The organism is Longitalea arenae, from assembly GCF_016924755.1.
In the GTDB taxonomy this organism is placed as follows: Bacteria; Bacteroidota; Bacteroidia; order Chitinophagales; family Chitinophagaceae; genus Niastella; species Niastella arenae.
The window spans coordinates 282,290-303,192 of the sequence record NZ_JAFFJX010000005.1 but is presented as its reverse complement, the minus strand read 5'-3'; the positions used below and the strand labels follow the sequence as shown (position 1 = coordinate 303,192).

Here is a 20,903-nt window from a genome sequence, read left to right as displayed (position 1 = left end):
CTGTTTGTGATCAAAAGATTTGTAGCAGTATTGACCATTTTAACCGTATCTCTATTTTGTAGCGAAGGGCTGTTTGCGCAAAGCACCCGCCTGCAAACCATACAACAAAGGCTGACCGATCTTTCGCCGAACGTACCTGGTCTTAACCAAACGGTAGAAACCTCTATTTCAAACGGGACCTTAAAAGAATTTTTACGTGGACTGGCAAGCACCCACAGTCTGAACCTGAATATTGATCCTTCGCTCAACCAGCGCATCACCAGTTATTTTTCAGATGAAAAAGTAATGACCGTGCTGCTGTACCTGGCCAAAGAATACAATCTTGATTTCACCTTTACCGGGAGCATCATATCGATCTTCCCATACAAAGATCCACTGGCCAATCAGCCGCCGCCCCCCAAAGAGCTGCTTGTTAATTTCAATACACTTACCCAGGCGCTCACGATGGATCTGCGCGAGGATACGTTGTTAAGCGTCGCCAAAAAGATCACGCAGGTTTCCGGCAAAAATGTGATCGTTCAACCGGAGATCTATAATAAAAAAGTAACCGGGTATATCCAGGGTTTGCCAGTGGAGAACGCGCTGGAAAAACTGGCTATTACGAACGGGTTTAAATTAAATAAGACCAACGACGACGTTTACATTCTTGAACCGCTGAAGCAGAATGAAGAGATTGTCGCTAAAACCAACCCGATCGGGAATCCTAATTTTTCCGTAAGAACGGTAAACAATTCCGGCAATTCGAGCAGCAGCATCAACATTTTACAGAACGCCGGCAAACAGCTGATCTCCCTGAACGTTATCAATTCACCCATAAAAGACATTATCAAGCAAATAGCAGAACAGGCAGGCATCAACTATTTTGTGTATTCCGAATTGCAGGGCAACACAACAGCGCATGTACAGCATATGGAGTTCGACAGGTTGCTCACTTTTGTTTTACAGGGAACCAAATACACTTATAATGTGTCAAATGGCATTTATATGATCGGCGACCGGCAAAATGAAGGTTTGCGCGCGCATCAGCTGATCCAGTTAAAGTACCGTTCGGTAGACTCGCTGCTGGCGGTAATTCCGCAGGAATTGAAGCAGGGTGTTGACATAAAAGAATTCAAAGAGTTAAACAGTTTTTTGCTAAGCGGCTCCCAACCCCAGATCAAGGAAATTGAAGCATTTGTAAAAGCCCTCGACAGAACCGTTCCCATGGTTTTGATAGAAGTTATTTTAATGGATGTGCGAAAGAGCAAAACCATTGAGACCGGGATCAAAATGGGTGTGGCAGATTCCATAAAAACGGGCGGCACCTTACTCGGTGGACTTGATTTTACCATGGGTTCAGCCAGCGTGAACCGCTTCATTCAACAGATTGGTCTCAACAATATCTTCAATATAGGCAGGGTATCGCCTAATTTTTATATTTCATTGAAGGCACTCGAAGGAAACAGCAATATCAACCTTCGGCAAACCCCGAAGCTATCGACGTTGAATGGGCACAATGCCAAACTAAGTATCGGAAGCACCCGGTATTACGTTCAAAAAACCCAGAACACGGTTGGTTCGCTGAATCCCAATACGATCGTAACTGAGCAGTATATTCCGATAGAAGCCAATATGTCTATTGGCATAAAGCCTTTTGTATCCGGAGACGAACAGGTGACTTTAAATATCGATATCGATATTTCTGATTTTCTGACCAGTGAATCGGAAAATGCGCCGCCCCCTTCTGCCAGCAGCAAATTCGAATCGATTATCAGGGTGAGAAATGATGAAATGGTAGTGCTGGGAGGTATTGAAAGAACGGAGAAAAGCGATGAAGGGTCAGGGATACCGTTTCTGTCGAGGATACCCGTGCTGAAGTGGCTTTTTAGCAGCCGTACCCGAGTCAACAGTAAAACAGTGAGCGTTGTATTTATAAAACCAACTATTATTTACTAAGTATGTGGCAGCCGCTTGAACAGAAAATAGTGCAGGTGAATAAGGCAACCGGCCTGGAAGTGATCTTTCTTCCAGACGGCAGGTATACGATCAACTGTATTACTATAAGCAGTAAGAAGAACAGGATCATTCGTGAACAGGAAGCAACAGGCATTACGCAAATCAGTGAGCTGGCTAAAAAAACAGACAAGAAAATACCCCTGAGCGTCGTATTCAACGGTAAAGGGATCCTGGTAAAAAAAATAGCCGGTGCACAAGCCATTGAGAATGCTGTAATAGCCATACTGCCCAATGCCAATCCGGCTGATTTTTATTTTAGTGCCCATACCCACGGCGATTTTTCCGTGGTAGCCATTGCCCGGAAAGAGATTATTGAATCTTTCATACAAGCTTTACAAAAAGAAGGCTTTACTATTCTGCAGGCATCGCTGGGCTTTGAGATGGTTATGCAGGTATTGCCTTTTATTTACCTCGACGACCAGTCGACCATTTTTACCAGTCTTTTCTCATTGCAGATCAATGCAGAAAAAAAGATAACCGGTTTTGATAGCCTGGATGCCCGGGATAATGAGCCGTTCAGAACGGCAGAGTATTCCATCGGTGATCAATATATTCGTCCGGCCTATGTACTCGCCTTTGCTGCCGCCGTTCAAATGCTTACCGGCTCACTGCACCATGCGCCGGCACTGCAGTCTGCCAGCCTGATAAATGAGCGAAGCGAATTCAGGGATCAAAAACTGTACAGGTTCGCCGGATTGGCTTTACTCACGGCCATCTTTCTGATCTTACTGGTAAACTTTCTCATTTACAATTACTATTTCAACCGGAATAAGGAATTGCAGGTAAGCCAGGTTTTTTCCAGGGAAAAGAAAGAACAGGCGGCCGTTATACAGGAACGGCTCAGGAAAAAAGAAGATTTTTTGAACCGGTCCGGCTGGTTTAAACCCTGCCGGGCCAGTTTGTATGCAGACCGTATTGCCAGTTTGACCCCGTTCAATACTTTATTAACATCAATGACCATCTATCCATTGAAAGGAAATGCATCAGGTGATTTTCCGGTCCTGCATTTTAAAACCGATACCATTCAGGTGACAGGTACCTGTGAAAACCCGGTTGAGATAAACCAGTTCATGAATAACCTGAAAATAATCCCGGAATTTAAAACTGTGGCGCTGAAAAACTATTTGTATAAAAAGGAGAAAGAAACCGCCACCTTTTCATTAGAAATCATTACCAGGTAACATGTGGAAGAAGCTATCATACGGAAAAAAAATAAAGCTATTGGGTGCTGCAGCAGTGCTCGCGCTGGTGATCTGTTATAAGTTGTCCATCGCCCGCACAGTGGCCGAATACCGCACTTATAAGGAACATAAACTGGCAGCCTCGCAACCGGGCGCCGAAACGCCATCGGGTATGTTGCTGGAACAAAAAGAAAAACAACTGAACGCCCAACTGGAACCTTTTGTGCTTGACACCCTGGATAATGCAAAAAACCTGTTGAGCATAGTAGGTAACTATTGCAACAGTCATAACCTGATATTGAAAGATTATGTGCCCTACCCTGTTTCACCAACAGACACCCTGCCCGTATTGACGCGGTATGTAAATGTAGAAGGGGCATACCTGGATTGTTTAAAGCTGGTATATGAGCTGGAAACACGATGGAAGGCTGGCCGGGTAAGCGCGGTGCAATTTAAAAGTTATACAGATGTAAATAAGGGGGAGACCCATTTGAACTGCATCATCTATATTCAAAATCTTGTAACCAAATTATATGATAAAAACTAAGGGGCTTATTTTGCTGGGCGTTCTATTGACCGGTTTAAATAGCTGTGAAGAAGTGTTGGAAAGATCACTGGTTGATAAAACGGTGGTATTACAAGCGCCCGTCAATAACGGAGTGCCGGCGGATTCTGCGGTTAGCTTTTACTGGGAGGAGCTGGAAGGTGCTACCGAATACCAGCTTCAGGTGGTTGCACCGCGGTTCGATTCTTTAATAAAGGTAGTAGCCGATACGCCGGTGACCGGGCAGTTATTAGTGCTGGAGCTGGATAGAGGTGTTTACCAATGGCGGGTACGGGCAAAGAATAACAGCACCGTATCGAATTACAGCGAAGCCTGGAATTTAACCATTCAATAAGCGCACATGAGCAACCAAAAACCTGTAAAATATTTACTGATCGGCGGTGTAGTGGTCGTATGGGGTCTGATCATCTACAGGGTTGTAGATGGCCTGAGCCCTGACGAGCATATGCCGGCCATCAAAGCTGCCAATACGCTGACAGCAGCTTATGCAGCTCCTGCCGACAGCTTTACATTGATCGCCGATTATTCCGATCCGTTTATTCCGGGCACTGATACGGTGGATGCGGAAGTTACGCCTTTGTCGCAACCGGTGGCAGCGCCAATGCCAGCCCCTGTTGTAGTGAAACCGCCGGTGGAAGTATATAAAGAAGGGACGATCCAGTACGAAGGCATGATCTCGAATCCACAAAAGAAGATAAAACTGGGAGCGATCACGTTGAATGGTAAGGAGCTGCTGGTGCGGGAGAAGGATAAGGTGGAGGGGTATGTGGTGCAGAAGATCAGTGCGGAGATGATTGTTATCAGGTATAAGAATAAGAATATTACAATTCAAAGGTGTGGCTAAAAAAACCTATTGGCAGAGACCAATAGGCAGCATTAGTAATTACGCTATTAATGTAATTAAGTCGCATTGCAGTCACTTTTATGCCCCTCATTTTACAATAAACTGCTGATTTTGGGAATAAACGTGCAATGTGCCGGAAAACGAAGAGCTTATATCTAAAGCGTGAGACCATCAATTCTTGATGATCTCACGCTTTAATTTACAGGCTTGGTAAAGGCAATTTCTCTAAATCAAGATCTTCGTATTTAATTTCAGGCACCGTAAAGTTATTTCTTTTAATATGCTCATACCATTCATCAGGAATAGCCAAATCATGTGCATCAATATATTCAAACAAATCATCAAACCAAATCCATGTGCCGTCTGTTCTATATGAAATAGCTCCTCTACCTGGTTTACCAGTAAACGGGGATGGGAAATTCAATCTACTCGTTGAAACTACGACAATCCCTTTATCCAAATACTCCTTTAGTCTTACCTTATCATAAGATTGATTTCGTTTCCTGTCAACAAAATCAAAAGCGCTTGGATATTTAGCGTAATTAGGGCCATACTCTTTCCAGAATCCATACCACTTATATGGCCAGTTTTGAATAGTCATGAAGTTGTCCATTATTAATATTTAAGGTTTCCATCTTCCTCCAACAAAAAAAGATTCCCATGTGCCAGTGTTTGACAATGCTGTAGGCCCTATTGTTAAGGTACCATTAGGATGAGCCCAAACCAAATCAGTGGGTGCTAAAACCTTTACTCCTAATTTATTAGCAAGTCGTTGAGCAAATCCATTTGGTAATGCTCCGGTACTACATGAAAGGAGCCTTATACTTTGTCCTTGGAATTCTGGATTATTCCTGATCATTGCTGCCAAAACTCTGTGATTCACCAAATGTCCTGTTTTTGTTTCAACCAGCAAAGGCGAACCATGTATTATCACATCCAAATATCCTTCTTTTGGCGCAGCCCTGCTTGCGTATATAAAGAATTTGTCATTGCTTTGCATGAAGTTAATTGATCCAGCTACAGCAGCCTTACCGGTCGTCTTATAAAACGCTGAAACAATTCCAACTCCAAAATCTATCGGATCGATCATCGGCGCTTCTATAGCTTCATTCCACACCGCTCTTGTTCCACCCATACCATCAGATACTATTATCTGGCCTTTATTATAGTAATTTGGGGTAATAGTGGGTTGATTATGGTTTAGTGCATTATAGTCATACTGCCTGACAAATTCCAGATTAACCGCGTTCATCCGTCTATCTCTTTCCTCATGCCTGGCACGATTATACTGCCCATTCCTATAGATAAAGGAAACGCCGCTTCCGTCCGTCACCCCGCAATTTTCACAATTATACCCCCATTGTTTTCCACTTTTATAAATATGACCTCTGTTACCCGTAATCAATTGGTTAAATAGAGCTCCGGGCCAGCTTGCAAATCCGCCGTCGGGATCTGTACCTGATACAGGATTATTTCCCATGGCCACATATGGGCTGTGAAACTGACCAGCAGGGTCAACACTCAACCATCTTGCGATCCTGCTGTCATACATTCTTAATTCAAAAGCGTTCCAGTCAGTTTCAGCTTCCTTCGTCGCATATTGTCCCTGATAACCATGCCTGTAATCTCCGTTGCCCCTGATCTCCGAACCAAAAGGATAATAATCCGTATACATGCGCACTTCCAGAGTATTGGTATTGGCACTTTTTGCTACTACTGCCCGCACATTACCCAAATGGTCGTTTAATTCGTAAGCATACACAGGAATCTGCCGGTAAAAAGTACCAAGACGGCCACCGCCACCCTGTATTTCATATTCCTGTACTGTTATATTGCCCAACGTTCCATTGGTCACAGGCTGTATATAGATCACAGATCCCATATAATAGGTGATCTGAGATAACTGGCCGGCGTTGTACGATTTTTTTATGACCTGATCACCTGTTTCATCATATAAATATTCCACTACTTTCTGAATCTTCAACGCATCCCGATATATCGCTATGACCTTTCCTGCTGCATTATATTCAATGTATTTGGACTTATCTGTACCGCCAAAAGTATTTAACTCAGTAATTAATTGCCCCGAGTTATTATATATATATCTTGCATATGTTTCAGGTGTGCCGGAAGCAGCATTGTGTATTACACTTTCTAGCTTGTTAGTATTATAATTGTTTACGCTACCGGAGTTGGTTGTTGAATTTAAATAGTTATACGTAAAATTATCAGTAAATCTACCTGTTCGCTGTAGATACAGGATATTCCCGTTAGCATCGTATGCAGAAACGCCATTAGCCGGGTTCTTAACAATCTCTTTATTCAAACCGGTTGGTGTGAATGTAGCCGGCGTATTATCGAAATTGATACCTGTGCCCCATGTGCTCTCGGTGAACTGGCTTTTTTCATCGTACTGATAAACATAGGTGGTAGGTTCCTCTACGCCAGGCGTTGAACCAGCAATAGCAGTGGGCTTTTTACTAAACCAGGTCATGGCTTTTATATCACCTGTATAGCTATCAGCTCCAAAGCCAAGCGTATTTACTCCTTTGATGGGTAGTATACCGCTTGTACGGCTGTTTTGATAATCCCCGGGATAATAATCCAGCACCATTCCAAAGGCATCGGCGTTGAAAGCATTGCTACTACCATCGCCCCCAGGATCTTTAAACTTGTCGCTGTTATTGACAGCCTTTAAAGCGCCCTGCAAAGTATAGATATAATCTAAACCCTGCAGATCAGTAGCCAGTTCTACCCGTTTTAACGGTCCATGCAGATAGTATACATAGGTAGCCTGCAGCACCCTCGTTACATCATCAACACTGGTAAATACTTTCCATAGTTTTTGGGTAGCAGGATCATAATCGTAATAATGAATAAAGCGCTCAGCAGAAGAAGCAGGAGGGTTTTTTTGAAAATCCTTTTTGACCAGGCGGCCTAGGTTGTCATAGGTATAATCGGTTGTTTTAAAGCCCAGGCCTTTTATGTAATGAATTGTCCACAACACCTTTCCTTCTTCATCATAATTATACCAGGTGCCACTTATTAGGTCGGAATTATTAGGAGAATTGTTTGCAATAATGGCATACTTTCTGGTCATACTTACCTTACCGCCCAGGAACTCTTCGTTCTGAAGATATGCTACTCCATGACTATTATTCGCGACATCATATAACGTCATGATCACGTCTTTCCTGGTACCGTTTATCAATCCACCTGTTGGGCTAAAATCTTCCAGAATATCGCGCATAGGATTAGTAGCCGCAGTAAGATCACTATTGAAAGGAATACCACCTGCTTCCGGCTTATATTCTCCGCTTTCAATCGCTCTTCCAAACTTGTCATAATTTGTATAACTGTAACGGCCGTTAATTTTTTGGTCTGCATTTTGTGAAAACCTGATCTTTCCATCAGCGCGATATATCATTTCACTGATTCCCTCTTCAGTGGAAGTAGCTTTTACCAACCGCCCCTGAACATCATATTCGCTCAACGTAATGAAAGGAATATCATTTTTCGTAGCATAATTATTCAGGCCTCCGTTTAACAATTTTTTCACCCCTTCAGGTGCTATGGTAGCGACCAGTTGACCTAACTGGTTGTAAAAGTCATAAGCTATGTCAGTATACCCATTGCTATAGTTCACTGTCAGCAATGAAGTTCCCGTATTCACCACTTTGTAGTATCCTGCTGCTACAGAACCGCCCGTGCCAATGTTTACCGGCAGCTCCGTTTCCATATTATAAAAAATATTGGAAGCAGAACTAAGGGTTACGGTTCCAGCAGTAAAGAGCCTAAAGTAAAATATTTCTCCACCTTTAACTTTGGCCGCATTGTTTACCACCAGGTCGCTTCCCGGCCGGGCCGAGAACAGCGTTCTTCCCCCTTTATCCTGTATAAGTATTCCCATTCTACCATTGGCATCAATTGATACTGTTTGGATGGCTTCATTTACCATGGTAGTTTGGAATGATCCCATTTCTGCAGCAGGGAAAAACTGATTGCGCACCTGTAAATAATGATCCAGCTCACTTACTACAGGCGTAACATAATTACTCACTTCATGGCCATTACCCATTCTAAAGACCTCTCCGGCAACTGCTGACTTCTTTGTGTTACCGGTGCCGTCGCGATAATAGGTTACACGGCTAAATGGATATTGAGTTGTCGGCGTATAAGGTTCCCAGGTATTGTTGGCGCTATAATACCATCCTAAAGTGCCCGGGACGTTTTGTCCACCTACCGGATCGGGGTTATTAGTTTTATCTGTTTCCAAATCTGCAGGTTTAAACCGGTCGAAATTCTTATAATCATACGCGCCATCACTACTGTTACGAACAAAATCGGGCTTATAAATAAATTCGCTGTTGTCTATAGGAGCCGACATAGTTGCCATGGCGTCTCTTCCCAGCGCATCCCGTACCGGCTGGCTTGCAAACACGTGCGTAAAAGCAGTGGTTGCATCTTTCCTGTATTTTGTTTTGGTTTGGGATTGCAAGGCCCGGCCGCTGTTATCAAAAAATTGTTTGCTCTCCCCGGTCACATTGCCATTTTCATCAAAGCTTTTTGCCAGTACCCAATTCATATCACTATTGGCACTGCCTGTGTTGTTAGACGGCGCCGGCACTTGTGAGCCCAGGGAGATTATGTCCGCGGTAAACTCATCGCCAACCGCTGTTTCAAACCCTACATCAAATGTTATGCTTTCATAGGCCTGGTACAACCGGATGCTTGGATCTCTGAATGTATATAGCGCATTGGCATCAATGAAAAAATAGCCGCCTATAAAATCCGATACCGCTTCTTCACCTGCATGTTCCAGCCAGTTTGCATAGGCTGGCTGCCACCGGTAACTTACATTGCCAGCCGTAAGCGGTCCTGATAAAATCCGGTTCAAGCTGTCGCAGCCCTGTAACCAGGCAGGCCACCCTACGGTGTATGGGTTATCGAAATCAAATCTTTTTACCACGGGTTTGGCATCAGCATAGCCTTGCCCACCTGCTGTTGCAAACTGTACCATCATGATCATTAGAACAAGCGCTGCCGTTCTGATACGAAAAGCGGTAGAAGCAAATAACATATATAAGGTCTTCGAGTTTTGATTAAGTTTATTATCACATTTAAAGATCACCCGCCGTAAGCGTATAAGTTACTCCCGCTTCAAACGTCGTCGAAAATTCACCATTGGGATTTGAGGTGCGACCTCCATTAGGTGACAGATTGTATTCCAAAGCGGGATAACTCTCCCAGCCAGGTGGAACAGAGAATTTAAGTCGATATCTACCAGCAGGAATTTTATAAGTTTCGCTATTACTATTTCTACCTTGTGGCCACAAAAACTCACCACCACATGCTACGTTTGTTTCAGGATTTAACAGTGACACTTTAATAGGATACGGTATTGCACCTCCCATTGGAAGCCATGCATTTTTTATGACAAGAGTAACATTTGAAGATGATGAACATATTTCAGGATGAGAAGCGGCGTAGTCATTCGCCCATTTCTGTCCGTTCGCAGCAACATCATCTCTTGCCATTTGATTGGCTATTTCTTTACTAGCTTCATCTCTGTATTTACCCTTGGGTACCACATACCTTACAGAACCGCCACCACAGCCCCCGCAAACCGTAAAATCGCCATATTGCTCGTCATTATAATACCAGCATTGGCCACGTGAATTTGCATAACTTTGACCATTTGCATTTATTTCATCTTTAGCTTTTTTATTCGCATCGTCGAGACTTATGGCAGAAAAGTATTTACGAGATTTTACTGTATACGTCACACTCGTAGGCTCCATATTCCGCATACAATTATTTTTCGTAAATATTTCGCTTTGCTCCTCATTATAATAAATGCCGGAATGTCTTGCATAGTTGTATTGATACTCATTTGTTTTTATCTGACCAAGACCTATCTTTTCACGGTATGTTCTCATCAGCCGGCCCGCTGCATCGTATTCAAACTTAGAATACAGGTTGCTGTTATCAAGAATATAAGTAAGCTCCCCGGTGAACGCATCATACACATATGCCGATGTACTCCCGTTCAATGGCTTGAATCGAAAATCATCCAAATAGGCTTCTATCGCCGCATCGTTCCTGCAACCAACCGTCAACGTAGCTCCCGGAACAATGTCATTTCCATCGATAATCCAATTAAGCAGGCTCCAGCTACCGGCCATTTTTGTGCCGGGGGCGCCCGATGATGCAGAACTTTTTTGAACGCCGTTTACAGTATAATATAATTTCACATCAGATGTGCCCCCTGATACCGGTTTAACCCATACACTTGCAATGTATGTTCTGCCGGCCGTTAATTTATCTGTGCTTACGGTATATACGAATCCCTGATTGCCTGAGCCGCCCAGCTTAAGGCTTTTATTACCTGTATGCGCAGCATCTGTGGACACTACCGCATTGGCTTTCTTTACAAATGCATTATTTAATTGTTCTACCGAAGCATCCTCAGCTCCACTGAAAGCTATTTCGTCATATTTGGAAAGAGCACCACTCAGTATCACTTTTTTATTCCCATAATCCATCCTCATTGCTGTATAATTTCCGTTCATATCACTCGATTCCAGCGCATGAGAATGCACATCGTATAATGAGATCTCAGATGTCTTTTTCCATTCGGGCACCGATGCGTTAGGAGCGCTCCAGTTGAAATCTGTAAAGCTGGCCGATAACCCATCTATGGTTTTACCATTGGGTAACCAACTATAGGCCGACTGAATACGCCAGATATTGCCGTCAGTGGCATTATTCTGAATATAACTGTTCCCATCTGCATCTATTACCTTTACCCCGTTGCTCCAGGTGGTGACACTGGCCGATACCAACCCTTTATCAACATAACTACCGTTAACCAGTTCCACTTTGCGCAGGTATTTGGCAGCTGTTTGCGTAAGCATATTTAAATTGGAAGTGCCGTTAATTTTCAGCCCAAGCGCTGTATTGGCATACTTCCGGTAGGCGGGCACTGTTTCAGTCATAAAATGGTTTCCATAAGCATCCGTTTCTACCGATTTAACAAGATCACCACTGTAAAAATCATACGCCAGATTTTCGGTTCTGGTGCTGGTGCCATTTACATAATTGATCACTCTTTGACCTTTGGAAATACAGGGGAATTCCTCCTTACTGGCGATCGTCGACCTGATGCCGTTATCAAAATACTCTTTTTGATACCCTACATACTTAACTTCTCCATACCGCTCTTTTATGTAACCCTGTGAGTTATATTTTGGATCAGCCAGCAAGGTCTTATATTGAGTAAAGAAGCTCCTGGCATCAAGATTTTGATCAAACAGACCATCATGCAGGTAATCATTGATCGTTTCGGTTAGTTTGCGCCCGTTTTCATCGTATTGAATTACTCGTTTGGTATTCCCCAAACAGGAAATGAACTTATAAAGGGAATAATACCTCACATACTGATCCCATGTATACCCCTTATCGGTGGTTACTGTGGAATTTTGCCTGGTATTCACATCCTCAACACGCGCCACCATGTTTTCCCTGAATACTTCAAACTGAAATTCTGTTTTGCCATTTTCCATCTTTCTGGCCTCATTCTCTGCAGGATTCTTTATGTAATTGGATACCGTTACATTTCCATACATAACGCCTGGCGGCGGCAGATCCCGGCCCAGCGTAAATACAATACCGTTATTCTTCAGGAAAGTCTTTTTGAAAAATGGAACATAAAAGTTTTTGAGGTGGTCATTATTGACATTGACGGCCGGACCTATATATATGTCACCTGCATTATTATAAGGATTGGAAGCCGGAAAATTGTAATAGGGTTGTGGTAAGGAAGGCGTATAAGCACTTACCCCGGAAGATTTTCCCTGGGAATTATAATCATACTTCGTGGTGTTCACGACACCTGTAAACATTTCTACCACCGACACTGATCCAACTCTTATACCCCCACCTTGCATAGCCCGGTTTGCCTTTATAAACAAATTTCCACCGAAGGTATTTTTACGGGTGACATAATTCGTAAGTTGAAAATTATTGGCGCCCCGGTAATTGGTAACGCCCTTTTTCTGATTGCCCAACAAAAACTGGTCAGTACATTCAACAGTAATAGTATTGCTCCCGTCGTCTACATTTAGCACTCTTAAGGGACCGTTTAAGTGATGCTTTGGATAATTCCCAAGATTCTTTCCCAGATCAGAGGGATAATTATCCCGGAAGTCACAAAATTCCAGTAAAGAAGTTCTGGTATCAACTACTAAACCACCCCAACCATCGCCGTCGGATTGCGTTTTCGGGTAATAATCCATTAATAGTACCGCGCTTACATTATCGTTTGCATGGTATGAGTCAGACAAGTTAATTGTGTTATCACCACCTTTATCTACACGCAATGTCATTGTGCCTGCCGACGGGTCAATGTCTATTTTATCAATCACCAGGGATTGCTTATTGTATTCCGTTTGCGGCATGTAATAGCTGTCAGGCTCATAATTTATTTTGATCTTGTTGCCTAATTCGGTAGTGATCGATCGCAGTGACCAGGCGTCTACACTTGATGCAGAAATAGCTGAAGTGCTACGGCCCTGGCTTAAATCAGCTGCCAGTAAAGCAGTATTTAAATCACTTTTATACATGCCCCAGGCATCATAAGCGTCCTGATTATACGCAGGATTCTTGGTTGTACGAACAGTAACAGTGCTTACAGCATTGGGAAAGTAATAAGCACTACCATTCGCCAATGTATAAGTATAGGTGCCGGTTCCGGATTTTGCAACAATAACACCAAGGTAAGTATTGAGGGTAGGGCTCATAATTAAATCCCCCACCTTGAAACCATTATTCGTGGTCGTAAAACTAATAGGTGAAAAGGAAGCACTGGTCAATTCCGCCTCCGCCTGAACCGCATCCTCTACAGGATCATATTCAAATTTTATGGGCGGGAAAAGATGACCGTTCCGGCCTCTGGTGGAAATGTACTTCAACGTTAATTTGCCCTGCCAGGGCGCCTCCCAATAACCATCTGGAATAAAACTATTATGCGTAAGGGGGCATAGCGAATAATCATGGTAAAAGTCGATTGTCCGTATTGCCTTAGCATCTACACTTGTCCTGCCTTTGGCATCAATATCCGTAGCATCCAATACATTGCCATTTAGTGTGCCCGAAGATGGTGTAACATACCCGCCATCGCTTGCATTCATAAGATAGATGTGCGATAAACGAAGTGATAACACTGATTGTGCATCAAAAGCGCCCGGATTCTTATATGTAGGATGCGGTGATTTTTTATCAAATATCGTTGGCGATGATCCTTTGGCATCGGCGCGCACCTCTTTTTCAAACAAGGCGACATGCGTACGGGTTCGAATCGCATTCAAATAATACACTTCTTTATAACCCATGGAACAGTTCTGCCATTCATTGTCTTCATCAGCATTGTAGCCTTCCGATGGAGTACGCCATGCATAATTATCCGCCCATTTTCCATATTCAAAATTCACCCAATAGCCCCAATCCGCTGCATCAGGGCCATTTCCGTTCCGGTCTACATAGTCAGGGCCGGTAATGGATGTTAAATACCAGGTATATGCATAAGGCGCACTTTTTGTTTGCCGGTTAAAAGAAGGTTTGTCTGCCGGCTGGTTTCTTTTTTCCTGGTAAGATTCCTCATTATATGTATAGGCGGGCAAACCAAAAGTATACATTACCCCACTGCTGTTGGTGATTGTGAAGCCTTCTATCATGCCATCCTTAAACCGGTCGGCTTTATTATAACCAAGCCGTTGGCTTTGGTTTGGTTGTATTTTTATACCTACCTCAATATGCTTTGACCCAGCCAGTTGATTATTTTTGAATCCGTTGTTATTGGTGCCATCGCCTGTTGTAGCTGATGTAAATGGCATTGGCTGGCCATATAACAATGAGTTAGCATTCATGTTATTGTCACTGTAACGGCCATCTCCCTGTAAATACCTGTTAGAAAAATCACCAACAAAACGGAATTGGGGTGTTGGATTGGTGTTTGGTGATGCGTAACGTGTGCTGTAACCCGGATCGCAATTAGCGCCGGAACATGTGTTGCTGGTTTTTCTGTTTTGTCCAAACACCATGCCCTGGAACTGGTAAGGCCGCATATTGCCAGACAAGCCTTGCGCATTTACCTCATAATTATCAAAAGCAGGAAAGGCACCACCTTGTTGTACTGTAGGATCTGGATTAGCTATATAACTTTTCTCTGAGGGATCAACCAGCAATGAATAACTATCATATGCTACATTATCCTGCCCATTCCAATCATTGAAAATACTTCCCTTGGTAGTAACGTCGGTAGTTTCGTCTGTCCAGTATCTGGTTTTACTATAGCCAAATGAAGCGCTCAAACCGGGCACTGGTGTAGGAACATCTATATGCCAGCCCGAACTATGGGTTTGTACCTGGGCATTTGTACTGCTGCTGACCGAGGATGAGTAACCGCCGGTTGTAAGCACCGGCTTGTCGCCATTGGTTGCCATGGACGCCTGTAACAAAGAAGCGCCCCCAATACCCATTCCGCCTGTAAATCCTGCCTGCAACGACTCGAAATTGGAACTCACATTGGCACTTACCGAACCACTTAATCCGCTTGCGGAAGTATAACCCGCGCCAATGCCAGCGCTCAATGCCCCCTGGCCAGAGCTGCTTACGCCAAGATTCATATTACCAAGTAATGGAGAAGATCCAAGGCTCGCAGAAATTCCTACTCCCACATCCATGGTCATTCCAAAACCCTGATACGTATCATTAGAAAATGACAGGCCTACGTTTACACTAAGCGGTGAGTTGGCCAACCCGATGCTTACCCCGGGACTATAAGTTACATGGGTACCGCCTGCCCAATATTCTCGGGTTGTGCTTTTAAACGCCTGCCAGTCGTCGGGATAACCGTTCACATTGCGGTTAATAGCACCGGGATTGAGGGTCCAGCCCAACCCTACCCATGATGCATCCTCGTTGGTTTGAATACCGGCATGATAAGACAAAGACAATGGATAACCGCCTTCTGGACCGGGCACTTCTATCAATGGTAAATTATAGGTAAAATTACCTGTTTGTAAATTCACCATATCCGTTGTATCTACCGGTTCAAAACTGGTAGCTTCCGGCGCCGTTGGGCCGGAGGTCAACGCATAGGTAACAGTGGGAGCTAATGTGTTAGTGAGCATTATGGTCAATAGCGTTGCCGCTATCATCCTGCGGGTTCTTTTACCTTGCAGCATAAATAGGGATATCTGGGTTTATTTAATTGATATCAGGTCAATGATCTTTAAAGGAGGCGTTTGAACGGGAAAACAACGAAAGCAATATGAACACACTCGGGGCTTCACCCTAGAGCTTGATATGCATGCCCCGCACACATCCAAAGCCGGTGCAAACCGGCTTTGGATTTTTGACCCACATTGCAATTTCATATAGCTCCATTCCGCCGGGTTGTTGGTTTACGATTTAACAGCTGTAACGATTGTAAAAAATAAAAACACCCTATTGTCGGAACTTTACGATTACACGTCGAGTATTTTTCGTACACGCTCGAATAGGTCAGATTTAGTCCCGGGAACACATATTAATCTTTTCTTCTCTTTCTCATTCGCATCTGTGTACGTTATAACATATATAGAATTTATATGACTGCCAAAACTTGAAAAAACAGGTAGTAATGAAACTTTAGTAACCCGCCTGTAATTTATTTGTTTACCCAAAATCGTATATAAAATCACTTGGGAACCTTCGTATAACAACACGTCGATAAAACTTATAAAATAAATACCCAAAAACAGAAATACAAATAAAAGAATCAATGAAACGTCAATTGTATCCTGTTCATTAAACAATAGATCGTATAACAAATAGATAATGCCCGCAACACATAAGAAGAAAAAGAATCTTCTATTTCTGTTAGTAACAAAGATTTTTGAGTTTTTATCTTTTGAGCCAGCCATTAATGTCATTGTTAGGAATTAGTTCATTTTTTAAATACATTTTTGATTCAATGCCAACAATCAAAGCTTCTTTCGCACTTAATCCAAACCCCATTACAGCTCCCGCTTCCTTTTGCATTAAATTCTTAGTCAATTCAACATCAATTCCAAAATTAGTTGCCACAGCAGATAATTCAAAGCCTTGCTTTGGGGCATATTCTCCACCTAAACTTCCGCCAAAACCTATTAATCCCATACCAATCTCCGACGAAAATTTTAAGTTGGTCATATTATCTTTCTTATCAAATACATGGTATAATTGCCTGTCAACGAAGCTATACTTTGCCAAATCATAGCTTATTATATTAAGATCAATTTTAGCAATATTAAATGGCAGTTGAGCTGCAAATTGTAATCCGGCATTTACCTTCAATTCCAGATCCAAATACATGGCGTAGACCTGACCAGATTTAGTTGTTACAAAATAATCCTGTATGGCATTGAACGATCTCCCGTGTCCGGTTGGATTATCGATCATAAACGACCAGGTATCATCATTGAGCCGGACCCATCCTGTTTCGTTGCTATTCCATGAAACATTCAGATGTCCCTTCAATCTACTCCCTACCCACTCACTTTGAACCTCATACCCCTGACCTTCTAATGACTTTACGTAATTATATGCAGCGTTAGACATCCATCCCCGACCAAGAGTCCAGTTCTTAAGCTCCTGCCAAAATCCTCCATCTTTATCAACTCCATTCACCGGATCATTCCCCATGCCAATATATGGTGAACTAAATTGTTTTTTGGGATCAACACTCAACCACCTGGCGATTTTGCTATCATACATTCTCAACTCAAAAGCACTCCAGTCGGTTTCACCATCCTTTTCAGCATATTGTCCCTGGTAGCCATGCCGGTAATCTGTAGGATTTCCACCGATAGTTCCACCATAGGGATAGTAGTCCGTATACATACGCACTTCCATGGTGCTGGCACTTTTTGCCACTACTGCCCGCACGTTACCCAGGTGATCAGTCATTTCATAAGCATACACTGGTATTTGCCGGTAAAAAGTGCCCAGCCTGCCACCGCCACCACTTATTTCATATTCCAGTGGAGTTATAGCACCGGGCGTTCCATTGGTAACCAGCTGCGTATAGATCACCGATCCCACATAATAAGTTATCTGTAATGGTTGACCGCCACTGTACGATCTTTTAATGATCCTGTTACCCGTTTCATCGTACACATATTCCACCACTTTCTGGCTTTTAAGTCCATCCCGGTAAACAGCCACCACTTTTCCAGACACATTGTATTCAATGTATTTAGACTGGTTAATCCCTTTAAATGTATTGGTTTCACCTGTTAACTGTCCCTTTTGATCGTAGGTATAAGAAGCATAGTTTTCCGGCGTACTGGAAGCATTATGCACCACACTTTGCAACTTGTTGGTATTGGGCAGATAGTTGTATGTAAAATTTTCTGAGATTGCACCAGCCGCATCAGTACGCTGCAAATAAAGGATGTTTCCATTGGCGTCATAAGCCGGAAGCCCATTGGCCGGGTTCTTAACAGTTTCTTTATTGAAACCGGTTTGAGCAAACGTAGCCGGTATATTGCCGAAATTAATACCTGTACCCCAGGTGCTTTCTGTAAACTGGTATTTATCGTCATACTGATATATATAAGTGGCAGGGTCTTCTATAGCAGGGTTGGAACCAACTGCCGATGCCGGTTTTTTACTAAACCAGGTCATGGCTTTTATAGTTCCACTATAGCTATCGGCCCCTATTGCCGTTGTATTTACACCCTGTAATGGTTGTATACCGGTAGTACGGCTATTCTTGTAATCGCCCGGAAAATAATCCAGCACCATCCCAAACGCATCAGTACTGAAGGCAGTGCCACCATCTCCACCGGGGTCTTTTGTTTTATCGCTGTTGTTGATCGCTTTTAACGCACCCTGTAATGTATAAGTATAATCTATACCCTGTAAATCAGTGGCCAGCTCTATCCGCTTTAAAGGTCCATGCAGGTAATAGACATAAGTAGCCTGCAATATTTTCGTTATATCATCAACACTCGTACGTACTTTCCATAACTTTTGAGTAACAGCATCATACTCATAATAATGAATAAACCTTTCGGTGCCTGTCGCCCCTTTTTGATAATCTTTTTTGATCAGGCGTCCCTGTACATCATAAGAATAATCAGTTGTTTTATAGCCCAGACCTTTTATATATTGTACACACCATACAACTTTACCTTCTTCATTATAATTATACCAGTTGCTGCTAACAATATCGGCACTACTGGGCGTATTGTTTACAATACTGCTGTACTTTTTGGTCATCGAAACTGCACCACCCAGGTATTCCGCATTTTGACTGTATGTACCCACACCGGGGTTTTGATCAACAACATCGTACAAAGTCATGATAACATCTTTTTTGGTGCCGTTGATCAACCCACCCGTTACACTTATATCTTCAAGAATATCACGCATGGGATTAGTTGCAACAGTAAGATCACTATTGAATGCAATACCATTCGTTCCAGCATCATACTCGCCACTTTCAACCGGTCGCCCAAATTGATCATAATTTGTATAGCTGTACCTGTTATTGGCTTTTTGTACTGCATTCTGCGAAAATCTCAATTTTCCATCTTTACGGTATACCAATTCTGCTGCGCCGCCGTCTGTTGTACTGTTTTTTACGGGCCGGCCCTGTACATCATATTCTACAAAAGAAATGAAAGGAATATCAGTTTTTGTACCGTAACTGTTTAAACCGCTTCCAAATAACTTTTTAACACCCTCCGGTGCAATGGCTGCTACCATTTGGCCCAACTGATTATAAAAGCTATAGCTTACCTCTGAATAAGAATTACTGTAGGTAACGAACAGGTCTGTTAAGCTTGTATTTTCTATTTTATAATTGCCCGCCGCTACAGTTCCGCTTGTTCCTATATTTATAGTTTCGCCTGTTTCTCTGTTAATCAGATTAACAGCCGAACTTAATGTAACAGTACTTGATGCAAACGTCTTGAAAAAGAAGAGTTCGCCATCGGGTACCTTCGCCAAATTGCTTATTCTCAACTCACTGCCCGGGCGGGCCGTCATCAGGGTTCTGCCTCCTCTGTCTTTAATAATAATTGATAATCGTCCATTGGGGTCAGTCGAGATCAATTGTATCGCTCCGTTCTTTAATTCCCCGGGAAGCTCGCCCATTTCTGAAGAACTAAAGAACTTATTACGAATCTGTATATAATGGTCCAGTTCATTTAAAACAGGCGTTACAGTATTACTGATTTCATGTCCACTACCCATTTTATATGCTTCTCCTAAACCACCTATTCTTTTTGCCGTCGCGGTTCCGTCATCATAAAATGTTTTCCGGTTGTAAGGGAATTCCGTGGTTGGGGTATAAGGCTCCCAGGTATTGTTGGCGCTATAATACCATCCTAAAGTGCCCGGGACGTTTTGTCCACCTACCGGATCGGGGTTATTAGTTTTATCTGTTTCAATGCCGGCAGGATTAAACCGGTCGAAATTTTTGTAATCATAATTCCCCCCACTGCTGTTACGAACAAAATCGGGCTTATAAATAAATTCGCTGTTGTCTATAGGAGCCGACATAGTTGCCATGGCATCTCTGCCATGCGCATCCCGTACTGGCTGGCTTGCAAATACGTGTGTATAGGCAGTGGTTGCATTTTTTCTGTATTTTGCTTTGGTTTGTGATTGCAAGAGCCGGCCGCTGTTATCAAAAAATTGTTTGCTCTCACCGATTACATTGCCATTTTCATCAAAGCTTTTTGCCAATACCCAATTCATGTCACTATTGGCACTGCCTGTGTTGTTAGAAGGCGCCGGCACTTGTGAACCCAGGGGGATTATCTCCGCGGTAAACTCATCGCCAACCGCTGTTTCAAACCCTATATCAAATGTTATGCTTTCATAAGCCTGGTACAACCGGATGCTTGGATCCCTGAATGTATATAGCGCATTGGCATCAATGAAAAAATAGCCGCCTATAAAATCCGATACTGCTTCTTCACCTGCATATTCCAGCCAGTTTGCATAGGCCGGTTGACACCGGTTACTTACATCGCCTGCGGCAAGCGGTCCCGATAAAATGCGGTTGAGGCTGTCGCATTCGCGTAACCATGCTGGCCATATTTCTGCATATGCGTTATTATAACCCGCAATAAATCTATAACCCATGGGATATTTATCATCATAACCAGGCACACCTGCAGATGCAAACTGTACCAGCATGAGCATCAAAACAAGAATTACTGCTCTCATATGGGAAGCGGTTGAAGCAAATAGCATATATAAGGTTTTCAGGTTCTTCAAA

General features: G+C 43.0%; 9 protein-coding genes. 5 read left to right on the top strand and 4 right to left on the bottom strand.

Features of this window, described 5'->3' with window-relative positions:
* Positions 1-6 precede the first annotated feature (6 nt).
* The 5 genes from JT717_RS28810 to JT717_RS13880 are packed head-to-tail and all read left to right on the top strand — an operon-like array spanning position 7 to position 4,585.
* A complete protein-coding gene (locus tag JT717_RS28810) occupies positions 7-1,935 on the top strand; it encodes a type II secretion system protein GspD (protein WP_205511083.1) in 1,929 nt (642 codons plus the stop codon).
* A 2-nt stretch (positions 1,936-1,937) separates the two neighbouring features.
* Complete coding sequence (locus JT717_RS13895) at positions 1,938-3,176, top strand: PilN family protein (protein ID WP_205511082.1); 1,239 nt, start codon at positions 1,938-1,940, stop codon at positions 3,174-3,176.
* Position 3,177: 1 nt separating this feature from the next.
* Positions 3,178-3,723, top strand: a complete 546-nt coding sequence (locus JT717_RS13890) for a hypothetical protein (protein ID WP_205511081.1) — start codon at positions 3,178-3,180, stop codon at positions 3,721-3,723.
* A complete protein-coding gene (locus JT717_RS13885) occupies positions 3,710-4,075 on the top strand; it encodes a hypothetical protein (RefSeq protein WP_205511080.1) in 366 nt (121 codons plus the stop codon). Before JT717_RS13890 ends, JT717_RS13885 begins: the two co-directional genes overlap by 14 nt.
* A gap of 6 nt (positions 4,076-4,081) precedes the next feature.
* On the top strand, positions 4,082-4,585 hold the full coding sequence (locus tag JT717_RS13880) for a hypothetical protein (protein ID WP_205511079.1): 504 nt from the start codon (positions 4,082-4,084) through the stop codon (positions 4,583-4,585).
* Between the two features lie 199 nt (positions 4,586-4,784).
* Here the strand turns inward: JT717_RS13880 and JT717_RS13875 are convergent, their stop codons facing one another.
* The 4 genes from JT717_RS13875 to JT717_RS13860 form a co-directional block, all read right to left on the bottom strand.
* Positions 4,785-5,198, bottom strand: a complete 414-nt coding sequence (locus tag JT717_RS13875) for a hypothetical protein (protein ID WP_205511078.1) — start codon at positions 5,196-5,198, stop codon at positions 4,785-4,787.
* 9 nt (positions 5,199-5,207) lie between these two features.
* Positions 5,208-9,665, bottom strand: coding sequence for an RHS repeat domain-containing protein (locus JT717_RS13870; protein WP_205511077.1), 4,458 nt, complete (start codon positions 9,663-9,665; stop codon positions 5,208-5,210).
* Positions 9,666-9,705: 40 nt separating this feature from the next.
* Entirely contained in the window at positions 9,706-15,831 is a 6,126-nt protein-coding gene (locus JT717_RS13865; protein ID WP_205511076.1) for a DUF5977 domain-containing protein, read from the bottom strand.
* A gap of 700 nt (positions 15,832-16,531) precedes the next feature.
* Positions 16,532-20,851 (bottom strand): RHS repeat domain-containing protein, encoded by a 4,320-nt coding sequence (locus JT717_RS13860; RefSeq protein WP_205511075.1) that lies wholly within the window; start codon positions 20,849-20,851, stop codon positions 16,532-16,534.
* Between the last annotated feature and the right edge of the window lie 52 nt (positions 20,852-20,903).